This is a genomic window from Mesorhizobium sp. WSM4807 (assembly GCF_055811615.1).
Window position 1 is genome coordinate 181,881 of record NZ_JBVVQY010000002.1, and the last position, 13,857, is coordinate 195,737.

The window sequence follows — 13,857 nt, forward strand, 5'->3', positions numbered from 1 at the left end:
TCGACCTAAGAGACTGTTTCGAAATTCGCTCTGGCGAGTCATGTGGTGGTGGTTTCGAGAACCGGCGCGCAGCGGACATTTGGGTCCGTGAGCACCGGAAGCGCAGAAAACGCCATCAGATGGCCGCCAGAGTAGAGTTTCCAAACGGTCTCTAAGGTGTGTCGGGCGTGCGCGCCACGCAAGGCCGCCGTCGAAGCGGGCTCGAAAAACAATCGCCTTTGGCGTTGCCAGGTCTCTCGTCAAATCGGCCCTGCCGATGACCAATCAGGCGGCAGCCTGAAACGCGTCCATCAGCCCGGCATAGGCGGCGGCGATACCGGCGACCGGATTGGTGCTTCGCGACGCGGTTTCGACCTTGAGCGCACCACCACCGGTCGGCAAGGTAAGAAGCAGGAACTGGCGGTTGCCGCCGTCGCCGACGCATGCCGCGGCAACGTGCTGGCCTTCGCCTTCGTTCTGAACGCACATCTTGAACAGCAGCGTGCCGCCAACCGCCTCAAGGGCGCCGCCGACAACTTCGACAAATTCGTCCTCGGAAACGGTTTTGGCGTCCGGCACCAAATCGGCCAGGCTTTCGGCAAGCGAATCTTCGAGAGTTTTGTCGTCGAGCTGCGCGTCCATGCGAACCTCTTTCATTCGCCAATCACACCCCTGCCCATTAATCAAAGTTAACGCCGACGATGGCCGGATTGTGGCGGTTTTCCCTGACTTTTCGAACAATGCGCTGCTTCTGCCCGGTCATGGCTGGACAATCCGCTTGTTCGTCCCACAATGGAACGAAAACCAATGGGAGGAGAAGCATGCTCGGACTGATGCAGGAATGGCCGCTGCTTTGCCACAAGCTCATCGACAACGCAGCCAGGCAGCACGGCGAACGCGAGATCGTATCGCGCTCGATCGAGGGCCCGATCGTCCGGACCACTTACGCGGAAATTCATCGCCGCGCCTTGCAGGTCGCCGAGCGGCTGGAGCGGGATGGCTTTGGCCTTGGCGACCGCATCGCCACATTGGCCTGGAATACGGCGCGCCACATCGAAGCCTGGTACGGCATCATGGGTGTCGGTGCGATCTATCACACGCTTAATCCGCGCCTGTTTCCCGAGCAGATCGTCTGGATCATGAACGATGCCGAGGATAAGGCGATCTTTGTCGATCTGACATTCATGCCGCTGCTTGAAAAGATCGCCGGCGCGGTCAAATCGCTCAAGCAGGTGATCGTGCTGACCGACAGGGCGCACATGCCGCAGACGGCGCTGCCGAATGCCGTTGCCTACGAAGAATGGCTTGGCGAAGCCGACGGCGCCTTCACCTGGAAGACGTTCGATGAAAATACCGCCGCCGGCATGTGCTACACCTCGGGCACGACAGGCGATCCGAAAGGCGTCCTCTATAGCCATCGCTCGAACGTGCTGCACGCCATGATAGCGGCGATGCCCGACGCGATGGGCCTCTCGTCGCGCGACACCATACTGCCTGTCGTGCCGATGTTCCACGCCAACGCCTGGGGCCTTGGCCAGAGCGCGCCGATGATCGGCGCCAAGCTGGTCATGCCTGGCTGCAAGATGGACGGCGCCTCGATCTACGAATTGCTCGACACCGAAAAGGTGACGTTCAGCGCCGCCGTGCCGACAGTGTGGCTGATGCTGCTCCAGCATCTGGAGGAGACCGGCAAGGAACTTCCCTATCTGAAGAAGGTCGTCATCGGCGGCTCATCCTGCCCGCGCGCGATCACGACGAAGTTCCAGGACAATTACGATGTTGAGGTCATCCATGCATGGGGCATGACCGAAATGTCGCCGCTCGGCACCTTGTGCACCTTGAAGCCGGGCTATGCCGGGCTTGAAGGCGAAGCCAGGCTCGACGTCCAGGGCAAGCAGGGCTATCCGCCTTTCGGCGTTGAAATGAAGGTGACGGACGATGACAACGAGGAGCAGCCGTGGGACGGCAAGACATTCGGACGCTTGAAGGTGCGCGGACCGGCTGTCGCGCGCGCCTATTATGGCGGCGTCGGATCCGAACAGTTCGATGAGGAAGGCTGGTTCGATACCGGTGATGTCGCCCATATCGACCCGAGCGGCTATATGCAGATCACCGATCGCGCCAAGGACGTCATCAAATCGGGCGGCGAATGGATTTCGACCATCGAGCTCGAGAACCTCGCGGTCGGTCATCCCGATGTGGCGGAGGCGGCCGCTATCGGCATCCAACATTCGAAATGGGGCGAACGGCCGTTGCTTGTCGTCGTCCGCAAGCCGGGCCGGGAGCCGACCAAGACGGATATCCTCGCTTTCATGGACGGCAAGGTGGCGAAGTGGTGGATGCCGGATGACGTCGCCTTCGTCGGCGAAATTCCCCACACCGCTACCGGCAAGATCCAGAAGACCACCTTGCGCCAGCAGTTCAGGGACTATCGTCTGCCGACGGATTGACGGAGATGACGTCTTTCGCCTTAAAGCCGCCGCTAAACGGCTCAACGCGCCCGTTCGGGGTGGAGCAGTGCTGAAAATAAAGGAAAATCCCGAGCGACAGACGTCGAAGGCGGCCGGCTGGTCGCGGCGGGCAGGCGCTTTTTCGGCGGTCCTGCTGCTGACCGTTCTCGTCGGCCACCGATACGAGCTTGTTGAAACGCCGGCTTTCCTTTGGGTGCTCGGCATTGTCGCTCTGCTTGCCGCCTTTGCGCTGCTGTTCGCCGGATTTGCCTTTTCGAGATTTTGGAATTTCGGCGACCGTGGCGGTCGCGATCTCACCGTCGGCACGTTGCTGGCGCTGCTTGTGCTTGCTCCCTTTGGTATCGCTGCCTACTGGGCAGCGACTTCTCCGCCGCTCAGGGACATCTCGACGGATTTCGACGATCCGCCGATGCTCGACACCAGCACCCGGACCGGGGATATGAACGCGCTTTCGCCACCGACCCCGGGCGAGCAGCGCCTGCAGACCGAGACCTATCCGCTTGTCACCGGACGCAGCTACAATCTGCCTTTCGATCGGGTCCTGGAAGCAGTCGCAACCGTGCTCGACCGTCGGGATTGGCAGCTAACGGCGCCGTTTCCCCGTGCGATCGGGCAAAGCGAGGTGACGATCAACGCCCTGGCCAAGAGCTTCCTCCTCAGCCTTCCCGCCGACGTCGCCATCCGTGTGACCGACGATGGCGATGCAGTCATTGTCGATATGCGTTCGGCCTCCCGTTATGGCCGCTACGACCTTGGCGACAATGCGGCCCGCATCGTGGATTTCCTCACCGAGCTGGATCAGGAAGTCGCCGGCCAGGTCGGCACGGCCCCGGCCGAGTGATGTCCAGAGCATTTTACGGCCAAGCGGTATCGCTCGGCGCCACAGAAAATGCGGCTGATACAATCAGAGGTTGCCGGGTCTATTCCCTTCGGTCCGCGGGCAGACTATTCGCCAGGGTCGAATTCACCCTTGAGCAACATTGTCTCCACCGGCCCAAGCGGATTGATGATCCGGTTCTCCAGGACTTCGATAAGTTTGCGTCCGACACCCGCCATATCCACGGAATGAATTCCGATCTTTGCCGGCAGGAAGCGTGCCAGCCGCGTGCTGTCACGAGTGACAATGTGGACGTCGCTCCCCGGCACAAGACCTCTTCTGCCAAGAGCGTGTAACGCCCCTAGAAGGCCCAGTTCGTTGGCGCATGCCAGGCCTGTCGGCGGATCTGAACAAGCCAGCAAGCGATCGAACCAGGCTGCGCTCGATTCCATGGTGAACATGCCATGACCGATCAGCGATTGGTCGATCGGAATACCGGCCTCGGCCATTGCCCTTCCATAGCCGGAAAGACGCATGGCACTTGCCTGATCCTCCGGAACCAGAAGTTGCAGTGCAATGCGTCGACAGCCCTTATCCATGAGCCGTCGGGTTGCCTCGTAGGCAATCTGTTCATTGTCGACATCGACATACGGATACGCGGTATCCAGGTCGGTTCTTCCAAACGCGACGAATGGCATGCGTTTGTCCAGCAGCAGCTTGACGCGCGGATCACCCGACACCAAGCGCGTGATGATCAGTCCGTCTGTGCTGCGCGCCTGAAGTTGCCGCTGCACACTCTCGACGGGATCATCGTCGGGAGTGGTGGAATAGATGGACAGACTATAACCGGCTTGCCGCGCCGCCAGCGTCATGCCTTCGATTAAAGGAAGCTTCAACAGATCGGACAGATGGTCTCGTGTCTCCATCGGGAGTACGGCCGTCAGCGTCAGCGTTCGACCGGTTTTGAGCGCACGACCATAATGATTTGGTAGATAGCCGACCCGCTTAGCCGCCTCCTTGACGCGGGCTATGGTCGAGGGCTGCACTTCCGGCCCATCCTTCAGAGCGCGGGACACCGTGGTCACCGAGAGGGAAAGTTCCGCCGCGATCTGCTTTAGATTGGCCATTGTTCGCCCGACTTCATTTGCGAAAGCGCCGGCTGGTTTGCTGACCGCCATAACGTTACCGGATTCGGCATCCCGGTCAATCCAAACGCCCATATGAAGCAGCTTGACTCTGGCCCAATCAGATGCAATCGTAACGTTACGATTACAAAAATATGGCCATTTCGAGCAACATTTGATAAAAGTTGGGGAGGAGAACCTATGTCCTGGCTACGCATTTCCTTAACAGCATTCGCAATCTCGGCTGCCTTGCCCGTCCATGCGCAAACAGTCACCATAACGACCGCAGGTGGCGATTATGGCAACGCTATGAAAGAGGCCATGTGGGGCCTTGCTGCAAAAGAGCTTGGCTATGATGTCCTCGAGGAGACGCTAAGCGACGGCCTGGCCGCCTTGAAGATGCAGGTCACCTCGGGTGCGGTCACCACCGACGTCATTCACCTGGGCTCACCGGAAGGCGCCCAGGCGGCCGCTCAATCGCTGCTGGAGCCGCTCGACTACAAGATCATCGATCCCAAATCCGTGCCGGACGGCGCAAAGTCCGACTACTGCTATCCGTTCGATTCCTATGGCACCGTCATGTCGTGGAACACCAAGACCTATGGCGAGAACCCGCCGAAGACCTGGGCGGAATTCTGGGACGTTGCCAAATTCTCGGGCCGCCGCGCGTTGCGCGCCAATGCGCAAGACTCGATCGAGATCGCGCTTCTCTCCGATGGCGTAGCGCCGGCGGACGTCTATTCCGTGCTCAGCACGCCGGAAGGTCTGGAGCGCGCCATCAAGCGGCTTGAAGCAATCAAGCCAAATGTCGCCGTGTGGTGGACCTCGGGAGCTCAGTCCGCGCAGTTGCTGAAGGACGGTGAGGCGGATCTGGTCGTTACCTGGAACGGACGGGCCCAAACCGTGAAAGCAGACGGGGGTGCTGCCGACTACACGTTCAAGGGTTCGGTTATCGGCACGGACTGCCTTGGGGTGCCGAAGGGAGCGCCGAACAAGGAAGCCGCGATGAAGCTCATCGCAGCGATGACGCAGCCCGCGCGTGTTGCGAAACTGACCGATTTCATCGCCTACGGCCCGGTCAACCCTGCGGCATATGAAGGTGGCCTGATTCCCGAGGATCGCCTGAAGACGCTTGCGACCGCGCCCGAAAATGCCGGCACTTCGGTGTTTTCGAATTCAGAATGGTGGGTCAAGAACGGCGAGGCTGCCCAAAAAGCCTTCGATGAGATGATGGCCCGCTGAGTCTCAGCTGTAGGGCTGGAGCAGATGATGAAGTCGCTCCCGATCACCATCGACAGCGTTAGCAAGGCTTACGGGACCTACGTCGCGCTGGATGATGTTTCGCTCGACATTCAAGCTGGCGAATTCCTCACCCTGCTCGGGCCATCGGGATCGGGCAAGACCACGTTACTCATGGCTCTGGCCGGTTTTGTCCGGCCGGATTCCGGTAAGCTCTTGTTGGGCGATCGCGACATCACTCGCCTGGCGCCCAACAAACGGGACATCGGCATCGTATTCCAGAATTACGCCTTGTTTCCCCACATGAATGTCCTGGCGAATGTCACGTATCCGCTGGCGCTGCGCAAGACGCCGAGGGCGGAGGCGCGTCAGCGGGCGCTTGCCACCCTGGCCCGCGTGAAGCTGGACGGTCTGGCGGAGCGCAATGTTGCCGCACTGTCCGGCGGCCAGCGCCAACGGGTGGCATTGGCGCGGGCTATCGTCTTCGAACCACGCGTGATGCTGATGGACGAACCGCTGTCGGCGCTCGACAAGAATCTGCGCGAAACCATGCAGTACGAGATCCGGCGTCTGCACGACGATCTGGGGATCACCACAATCTACGTGACCCATGACCAGCGCGAAGCGCTGATTATGTCTGACCGGATTGCGGTGATGAACGCCGGCCGCATCCAGCAGATCGATACGCCGCAGCGGATTTATGATCGTCCATCGACTCGCTTCGTCGCGGAGTTCATGGGCGAGGCTAACATTGTGGCTCCAGGCTCGGCGCGCAGGATCGATGGCGCCGAAGCGTCACGCGAGACTTTGATGATCCGCGCGGAAAGCCTCCATCTTGATGCGAAGCTCGTCGGGCAAGACGGAGTGGCGCTCGAAGGGATACTGCGCGCCAAGGCGTTTCGCGGCGAAAACTGGCTTTTGACGCTCGCGCTCGACGGTGGGCAAGAGGTTCTTGTCTGCATTCCATCAGCGTTGGCCGGCGGCTGCGCCGAGCTTGCCGCCGGCCAGCGGATGACCGCATATGCACCAGCAGCGAAGGTTCACGCGATACCGGGAGCGACAGCGTGACCGTCACTGTGGATCCTGTGCTCGCCGCAGATGCGCGACGCGAGCGGCGGTTCTTCCTTTCGCTTTCGCTCCCGGCGCTGTTCATCGTTGGACTGGCGGCGATACTGCCCATCCTTTGGATCATCCGACAATCTTTCCTGACCACAGGGGGTGAGTACACTGTTGGCAACTACGCGAAAGTGCTTTCGAGCGGACTGACATGGTCGGCGCTCGTCACAACCCTTGAACTGTCCCTCGGCACGCTGGCGATCTGCATTCTTCTAGGCACCCCGCTGGCACTCGCTCTGGCCAGCGTCAGACCAAGGGTGGCCAACGTACTGATGGCCTTCGTCATGCTGCCGTTGTGGACCGCTATCCTGGTGCGCACCTATGGCTGGCTCGTGCTCTTGCGGCGTGATGGCCTGATCAACGCGGCTTTGACAGGTTCGGGCCTGACGGCGGAGCCTTTGCCGCTGGTCTATAACTTCACCGGAACGCTGATCGGCATGGTTCACTACATGCTGCCGCTCTTTCTGCTGCCCGTTTATGCCGCGATGCGCGATATCGACCAAAACCTCATTCGCGCGGCAGCGAGCATGGGAGCCACACTCGGGCAGGTGATCCGCACAGTCATAATGCCACTTTCGGCGGGCGGCATCTTCTCGGGTTCGATCATCGTTCTCATCTATTCCATAGGTTTTTTCATCACGCCGGCGGTGCTTGGCGGCGGCAAGGTAAATCCTCTCTCTACCCGGATCGAGCGTACGCTATCGACCTTTCAGGATTGGGGGTCGGCGAGCGTCCTGGGCATTCTGCTCCTCGTTGTGATGGCGTTGATCGGTGTGATGTTGCTGGCGGCACGGCGCCTGCTGGCCCAGAACACAGTGGGTGCCCCCCATGCTTGAAGCCTATCCGCACAACAGGCTGGCCCGCATGGTCCTCTGGGGCTTTGCCGCTCTTGTCATGGCATTTCTGATGTTGCCGACGCTCGTGGTGGTGCCGCTTTCCTTCTCGGCGTCGAATCTTCTCGAGTTTCCGCCGCACGCCTTCTCGTTGCGTTGGTACGAGAACTTCTTCGGCTCGGCGACGTGGATGGCTGCACTCAGGACGAGCCTGATCCTTGGGACATTGACGGCGCTGATCGCGGTACCTTTTGCGCTGCTCGCCTGCATCTCGATGAATCGGCTGGGCGGGAAGACTGCTGCGGCCATCCAGAGCGTCCTGCTCACCCCCTCGATCACCCCGGGAATCCTGCTTGCGATCGGCCTCTTTTTTGTGCTGGCGGCACAACGTCTGGTTGGAACCTTGTTCGGTGTGCTGGTCGGGCATGTGGTGCTGGCCGTTCCGGTGGCGTGCATTGTGTTGTTGCCCGCCCTGGCTCGCTTCGACTGGAACCAGGTTCAGGCGGCGCGTAGCCTCGGTGCGAACTGGGCCAGAGCTATTGGCGGAATAATCGTTCCGCAACTTCGGATCAGTCTGTTGTCGGCGACATTGATGGCCTTCCTGACGTCGCTCGACGAGTCTGTGATTTCGATCTTCGTCGCAAGTGGTCGCAACAGCACGATGCCGAAGCTCATGTTCGTGTCGCTGCGCGATCAGATCGACCCGACCATTGCAGCGATCTCGACATTGTGGACCGCTATTGTTGTGGTCGTCGTTCTGATCGTAGCCCTTCGCCAAAAATCCTGACCGAGACTGAAAGCATGCCTGCCAATCATCACGCAGCCGACGATATGACGGATATACCTCAGGTAGGGTTGGCCATCATCACCGGGTCGGCAAACTGGGGGCTTGCCTTCCCGGAAGATGTCGAATTCGATGGCGTGCGCACGTTGCGGCGCGACATGAGTTTTGAAACGCCTTTCGGTCGCAGCGACAACTGGAAGTTGCTCGAGTTCGATGCCTCGATTACAGCCGAAGGGAGAGCGAAGCGGGCGCTGTGCATGTATTCGCACGGCAACCCCCGCGATCATATCGACCATTCCTGCCATCGCCGCGCGTTCTGGGTATTGATGCGGGCGGGTGTACGGCAAGTTCTCGCCTGCTCGACCGTTGGCGCCGTCAACAAGGCGATCCAGCCCGGCGACATGGTGGTGACCGCCGATATCATTGAACTGACGCAGACCCCGTTTTCACTGCTTCCGGACCGCCAGAGTTTTGACTGTTCGGGCAAGCAGATCGTATGTCCAAGATGTGCGGCGGTTCTGGTCGAAACGGCCCGCCGTCATTGGCCGGCCGAATGCCGCGTTCATGGCATCGAACAGCAGTTGGTGGCTGCCCATTGTTATGGGCCGCGACTGACAACCCCAGCCGAGGCTTTGGCGTATCGCGGCATGGGGGCGGATGTGCTCAACCATTCCATCGCCCCTGAGGCCACCTTGGCGCGCGAGATCGGCGCTTGCTTCGTGCCCTGTGCGTTCGTCACGGCGGGCTTCAACGACTATATGGACCGCAATCGCCGGAAATTGCTGCAGGAGGACGTGCTGCCCAATCTCTCCATGACAGCCTCGCGGGTTGCGCTGGAGACCGCCGCACGACTTCCGGCCAATCCGCAATGCTCTTGCCAGGGTCTGAAGTCGCCTCAACCAGAAGAGCGTTCCAGCCGGTTCTGAGCTTTCAGGAGCGTAGTGTGAGTTCGTGGCTGGATCTTAGAGACTGTTTCGAAATTCGCTCTGGCGAGTCATATGGTGGTGGTTTCGAGAACCGGCGCGCAGCGGACATTAGAGCGCTGCGCGTCCAATTGGACGCGCAAAGGACGCTCTAACACTTTGCATTTGCGCATGATCCTTTCCGGGAAACCGAAATCGGTTTCCGGGGTCATGCGCTGGTCCGTGAGCACCGGAAGCGCAGAAAACGCCATCAGATGGCCGCCAGAGTAGAGTTCCAAACGGTCTCTTAGCCAGGCGGCCTGAATATGCCGTCGATCGCCGGCTCGCCGTCGGTGGTGATGAGGCCGCGAGCCACCAGGTCCTCGAGATGGGCAAGCACCGACAAGCCGGCCGCGCCGTGCAGGCGCGGATCGGTATCCCTGTAGATCGCCGCGACCATCTCCTTGATCGTCCGGTCTCCGCTTCTGATCCGCTCCAGGATCGCTTGTTCGCGCATCCTGCGATGCGTCTTCAACTCGCGCATGAAGCTGCGCGGCGCGGTCACCGGCCCGCCATGGCCGGGCAGCAGCAGGCGATCGTCGCGCTCGATCAGCCGATCCAGCGAGGCCATATAGTCGGCCATGGCGCCGTCCGGCGGCGCGACGATGGAGGTCGCCCAAGCCATGACGTGATCGGCCGAGAACAGGATACCGGTTCCTTCCAGCGCAAAAGCCGCGTGATTGGCGCAATGGCCCGGCGTCAGTACCGTTCTGATCGCCCAGCCGTCGCCGTCGATCACCGTATCGTCGGCAAGCGCGATATCCGGATTGAAGGCGGTGTCGGCGCTGGCGTCGAGCGGATTGACCTCGCCTATGCGCAGCGGCCTCGCCGGCCGATGTGGACCTTCGGCCAGGACGATTGCGCCGGTGTGCTGCTTCAGCCGCGCTGCCAGCGGAGAATGGTCGCGATGCGTGTGGCTGACGAAAATGTGGCTGACCGGCCTGTCTCCGATCACCTCGAGCAGTGTCTTGAGATGCGCATCGTCATCCGGCCCCGGATCGATCACCGCCAGCGTCTTGCGTCCGACGATATAGCTGTTGGTGCCGTAAAATGTGAACGGGCTGGGATTTTCCGCGGTAATCCGGAGCACGTCGGGCGCAACGGCCACGCCCTGGCCATAGGACGGGTCGAAGTCTGTGTCGAATTTCAGCGCCATGGCGAATGTCGTTCAGCTCTGTTCCAATGCATGTCGCGCAAAAGCATGCCCTCGGGCCTGACCCGAGTGTGCAGCGGTTTTGCGATAACGACATGCATAAACAACAACCTAAAGCCGCGTCGCATGAGGCCGGTCAAACGCGACGCGCTTTAGAGACGGCAAAACCGATTGCCGCATAACACGGAAGCCAATATAGGAAAACGCAAGGCCGCGATCTGCGGCAGTCCGGAAATGAGGAAGACCATGGCAATTGCAACGACGCCGCTTGTTACTCTCGCTCTGCCTGAAAAGGGCGCGGCCCGCCTGGCGACGCAGCTTCTGCTGGCGATCGTTGGAACGCTGGTGCTGACCTTGTCGGCCAAGACCAGAGTTCTGCTCGGACCGGTCGACATCTCGATGCAGACCCTGGCCGTCTGTCTGATCGCCGCAGCATTCGGCATGCGCCTCGGCATCGCCACGCTGCTTCTCTACATGGCGGAGGGCGCCATGGGCTTGCCGGTCTTCCAGGGCACGCCGGAAAAGGGCATCGGCATCGCTTACATGCTCGGCTCGACCGGCGGCTATCTTGCCGGCTTCGTGGTCATGGCGGCAATCGTCGGCTGGGCCGCCGATCGCGGTTGGGATCGCCATCCGATCAAGCTCTTCAACGCGATGCTGGTTGCCGAAATCGTCATGATGGCGATGGGCTTTGCCTGGCTGGCACTGCTCATCGGCCCGGAAAAGTCATGGCAGTTCGGCGTCCTGCCCTTCATCGTCGGCGACCTGATCAAGGTCGGCCTGGCGGCGAGCCTTGTGCCAGCCGTCTGGTCGCTGCTCAAACGCCCCTGAACCCTGGTCGACAGATCGGCGGCACTGATCGAGTCCACGCAACCACAGATCGTGGAATGGTCCCGTTTCAGCGACGGCCCGTCGAGACTTCTCGTCAAAGCAGGCCACCGCCAAGCGGTCGGTAACGCTTTGCTAACGATAACGTCACACTATGTTCAAATCGACCGATTAAGGACCAGAAGAGCCAGCGGTTCGTCGCGAGTCAGCGTAACCAGGCAGCTACATATCGACGCAATTGATCGATACCGCTGCTGGATAGCTAAGAAAGAAGCGGCGCGATGACTATTAGGCGCAGCTAAAGTAGTGGACAATTAACAGGATTCGACCAACCGCATCGATTCTCGCGACATGGTTGCTTGCTGGTATCTTCGCGCTGTCGTAACGCTTGCCGTCAACCATGCCGAGAACCGCCGAGAGCGAGACGCGTGACCAGCCCGGAAAAAACAACTGTTAAGGCGACTGTATTGTCGCAACGGCCCGCAACCGGCGCCGCAGCACGCTGGTATGCCGCCAGCGTATTTCCGGGAAAAGAAGACGTCGCCGAGCGGCATCTCCGGATACAGGGGTTTCACCCGTTTACGCCTCGCTGCGAGAAGACCACACGTCATGCCCGGCGCATCGAGACGCGTCCGGCGGCCTATTTTCCAGGTTACATGTTCATCGCCCTCGATGTCGCGCTGCAGCGGTGGCGCTCGGTCAATGGAACGTTCGGTGTGCGCTCACTCATCATGCAGGGCGAACGGCCATTGCCGGTCCCGTCGGGGCTGGTGGAGCGGTTCATTGCCCTGACTGGCAGGGATGGCCTGCTTGATTTCAGCGGAGGCCTCGCTGCGGGCGCATCGGTTCGGATTCTTTCAGGTCCTTTCGCGGAGATGATCGGTCGCCTTGACCGGCTCGATCCAGCCGGAAGGGCCCGGGTCCTGGTTGCCATCATGAATGGCGAGATCCCTGTTGACATGGATTCAAGGGAACTCGTCGCGATCGCATAATTGACGCTCGGTTATGCGATGCAAGCTGCTGCAAAGTCGGCTCTCGGGTTTCACCCGGGAGTGCGGTAGCCATTATTGGAGCCGAAGCATGCCGGTAGACGTGGCAATGCAGAGCTGTTGGTTGCCTTCGCGGATGATCAGTTAAATTGGTTAATGGCTTCACGAATTTGAACACCTCCACTATCAAACTGCCCAGCCAGAGGCATCTTCTGCTTCGGATGCGCTTTCAGCTGCTTGGCGGATTGACGTTCGCGATCCTGGTCCCCGCGATGGTCCGCATGTCGTTCGATCAACAAGTAATCTGGTCAACGAACATGCAAGCTACGATTCTTGCTGCCTTCATGGCTCACACGTCGGGTTACCTGCTTTACAAGCGCATCGGCAATTTTCCGGGTGTGGCGGCAGCTGGTTACATCCTGCCCACCTTCGCCCTGACTTACGGCCTCGTATTCATGGCCATCTTCTTTTTCAGGTTCGACTATAGCCGCTTCCAGGCCGCGGCGAGTCTCTTTCAGTCGACATTGTGGTATTTTGGTCTGAGCTTGGCCACGCGACGGCTCGACCCATACCGGTTGGCAGTAATCCCCGGTGGAGATGTCGATAGGCTGCAAAGCATACCAGGCGTCAGTTGGCACCGGATTCAGTCGCCCGAGACGATTGTCGAACATGCCAGCGGTGTGGTGGCCGATCTTCGAGCCGATCTTTCGGATGAATGGGAACGGTATATTGCCGATCGCGCGCTCTCGGGAACGCCGGTCTACCATGTCAAACAAATCAGCGAATCGCTTACAGGCCGAGTGGAAATACAACATCTTTCCGAAAATACCTTGGGATCTCTGAACCCTAACCAGGCATATTTAAAGATCAAACAGGCGGCTGACTGGATTGCGGCACTAGTTATTCTTGTTGGTTTTTCACCATTGCTCTTGTTCGTAGCGGCAGCGATAAAATTTGACTCAGCTGGTCCGGCCTTATTCAAGCAAAAAAGAATGGGGTACAGAGGAAAGATCTACGAGGTTTACAAATTTCGGACGATGAAACTCGGCGCCGCGGTTGTCGATGAAAAGGAAGAGGCCATCACAAAGGCCGGCGATGCGCGCATTACACGCCTTGGGCAGTTCTTGAGAAAATCCAGGATCGATGAATTGCCGCAAGCCTTCAACATCCTGCGCGGCGAAATGAGCTGGATCGGACCGCGCCCGGAGGCACTCGTACTCTCCAAGTGGTATGAGGCGGAGCTGCCATTCTATCGGTACCGCCACATCGTGCGGCCTGGCATTACCGGTTGGGCTCAAGTCAACCAGGGCCACGTTGCGGCCGTGGGCGACGTTCTGGAAAAACTCCACTACGACTTCTACTACATCAAGAATTTTTCGCCTTGGCTCGACGTGCTGATTGTGTTTCGTACCATCCGAACCATGCTGACAGGATTTGGCGCGCGTTGACAATGCGGCAAAGATCGGTAGCCGGTGTAGCCAAGCCGCCGCGCTCGAATCTCACAACGTTGGGATAGCCACCAGCTTTTTGAAATGGGCATTAAACCCACGCTGACTAGCGTT

14 protein-coding genes are annotated in these 13,857 nt (G+C 59.7%); 10 read left to right on the plus strand and 4 right to left on the minus strand.

The features are described from left to right. Window positions 1-264 precede the first annotated feature (264 nt). Window positions 265-621, minus strand: a complete 357-nt coding sequence (locus tag AC0L3N_RS03205; protein ID WP_473545845.1) for a hypothetical protein — start codon at window positions 619-621, stop codon at window positions 265-267. A gap of 179 nt (window positions 622-800) precedes the next feature. Here AC0L3N_RS03205 and AC0L3N_RS03210 point away from each other — a divergent pair, with 179 nt between their 5' ends. Together AC0L3N_RS03210 and AC0L3N_RS03215 are read left to right on the plus strand one after the other, a co-directional pair. Then, complete coding sequence (locus AC0L3N_RS03210; RefSeq protein WP_473545536.1) at window positions 801-2,429, plus strand: fatty-acid--CoA ligase; 1,629 nt, start codon at window positions 801-803, stop codon at window positions 2,427-2,429. A 76-nt stretch (window positions 2,430-2,505) separates the two neighbouring features. After that, window positions 2,506-3,291, plus strand: a complete 786-nt coding sequence (locus AC0L3N_RS03215; protein WP_473545847.1) for a DUF1499 domain-containing protein — start codon at window positions 2,506-2,508, stop codon at window positions 3,289-3,291. 104 nt (window positions 3,292-3,395) lie between these two features. Here AC0L3N_RS03215 and AC0L3N_RS03220 read toward each other — a convergent pair whose 3' ends face one another. Beyond that, the gene (locus AC0L3N_RS03220) at window positions 3,396-4,445 is read right to left on the minus strand and encodes a LacI family DNA-binding transcriptional regulator (RefSeq protein ID WP_473545538.1); all 1,050 of its coding nucleotides are present in this window, start codon (window positions 4,443-4,445) and stop codon (window positions 3,396-3,398) included. 42 nt (window positions 4,446-4,487) lie between these two features. On the opposite strand from AC0L3N_RS03220, the gene AC0L3N_RS03225 reads away from it, so the two are divergent. Genes AC0L3N_RS03225 through AC0L3N_RS03245 form a run of 5 tightly spaced genes read left to right on the plus strand, consistent with a single transcriptional unit; the run spans window position 4,488 to window position 9,289 of the window. Continuing rightward, window positions 4,488-5,633 carry an ABC transporter substrate-binding protein gene (locus tag AC0L3N_RS03225; RefSeq protein WP_473545540.1) on the plus strand — a complete coding sequence of 382 codons (1,146 nt, stop codon included), beginning with the start codon at window positions 4,488-4,490 and terminating at the stop codon, window positions 5,631-5,633. A gap of 27 nt (window positions 5,634-5,660) precedes the next feature. Further along, window positions 5,661-6,698 carry an ABC transporter ATP-binding protein gene (locus AC0L3N_RS03230; protein ID WP_473545542.1) on the plus strand — a complete coding sequence of 346 codons (1,038 nt, stop codon included), beginning with the start codon at window positions 5,661-5,663 and terminating at the stop codon, window positions 6,696-6,698. After that, on the plus strand, window positions 6,695-7,582 hold the full coding sequence (locus AC0L3N_RS03235) for an ABC transporter permease (protein ID WP_473545544.1): 888 nt from the start codon (window positions 6,695-6,697) through the stop codon (window positions 7,580-7,582). Before AC0L3N_RS03230 ends, AC0L3N_RS03235 begins: the two co-directional genes overlap by 4 nt. After that, window positions 7,575-8,366, plus strand: a complete 792-nt coding sequence (locus AC0L3N_RS03240; protein WP_473545546.1) for an ABC transporter permease — start codon at window positions 7,575-7,577, stop codon at window positions 8,364-8,366. The genes AC0L3N_RS03235 and AC0L3N_RS03240 overlap by 8 nt, the downstream gene beginning before the upstream one ends. Window positions 8,367-8,380: 14 nt before the next feature. Further along, window positions 8,381-9,289: a phosphorylase family protein gene (locus AC0L3N_RS03245; RefSeq protein WP_473545548.1), complete on the plus strand. Its 909-nt coding sequence runs from the start codon at window positions 8,381-8,383 to the stop codon at window positions 9,287-9,289. Window positions 9,290-9,357: 68 nt separating this feature from the next. Here AC0L3N_RS03245 and AC0L3N_RS03250 read toward each other — a convergent pair whose 3' ends face one another. Both AC0L3N_RS03250 and AC0L3N_RS03255 read right to left on the minus strand, forming a co-directional pair. Further along, on the minus strand, window positions 9,358-9,564 hold the full coding sequence (locus AC0L3N_RS03250) for a hypothetical protein (RefSeq protein ID WP_473545549.1): 207 nt from the start codon (window positions 9,562-9,564) through the stop codon (window positions 9,358-9,360). A gap of 8 nt (window positions 9,565-9,572) precedes the next feature. Further along, window positions 9,573-10,481, minus strand: coding sequence for an MBL fold metallo-hydrolase (locus AC0L3N_RS03255; RefSeq protein WP_473545551.1), 909 nt, complete (start codon window positions 10,479-10,481; stop codon window positions 9,573-9,575). Window positions 10,482-10,724: 243 nt separating this feature from the next. Here AC0L3N_RS03255 and AC0L3N_RS03260 point away from each other — a divergent pair, with 243 nt between their 5' ends. From AC0L3N_RS03260 to AC0L3N_RS03270, 3 genes are all read left to right on the plus strand, one after another. Next, the gene (locus tag AC0L3N_RS03260; RefSeq protein WP_473545553.1) at window positions 10,725-11,309 is read left to right on the plus strand and encodes a biotin transporter BioY; all 585 of its coding nucleotides are present in this window, start codon (window positions 10,725-10,727) and stop codon (window positions 11,307-11,309) included. Window positions 11,310-11,734: 425 nt separating this feature from the next. Further along, window positions 11,735-12,298 (plus strand): transcription termination/antitermination protein NusG, encoded by a 564-nt coding sequence (gene nusG, locus AC0L3N_RS03265; protein WP_473545555.1) that lies wholly within the window; start codon window positions 11,735-11,737, stop codon window positions 12,296-12,298. 146 nt (window positions 12,299-12,444) lie between these two features. Continuing rightward, window positions 12,445-13,743 carry a sugar transferase gene (locus AC0L3N_RS03270; RefSeq protein ID WP_473545556.1) on the plus strand — a complete coding sequence of 433 codons (1,299 nt, stop codon included), beginning with the start codon at window positions 12,445-12,447 and terminating at the stop codon, window positions 13,741-13,743. Window positions 13,744-13,857 lie beyond the last annotated feature (114 nt).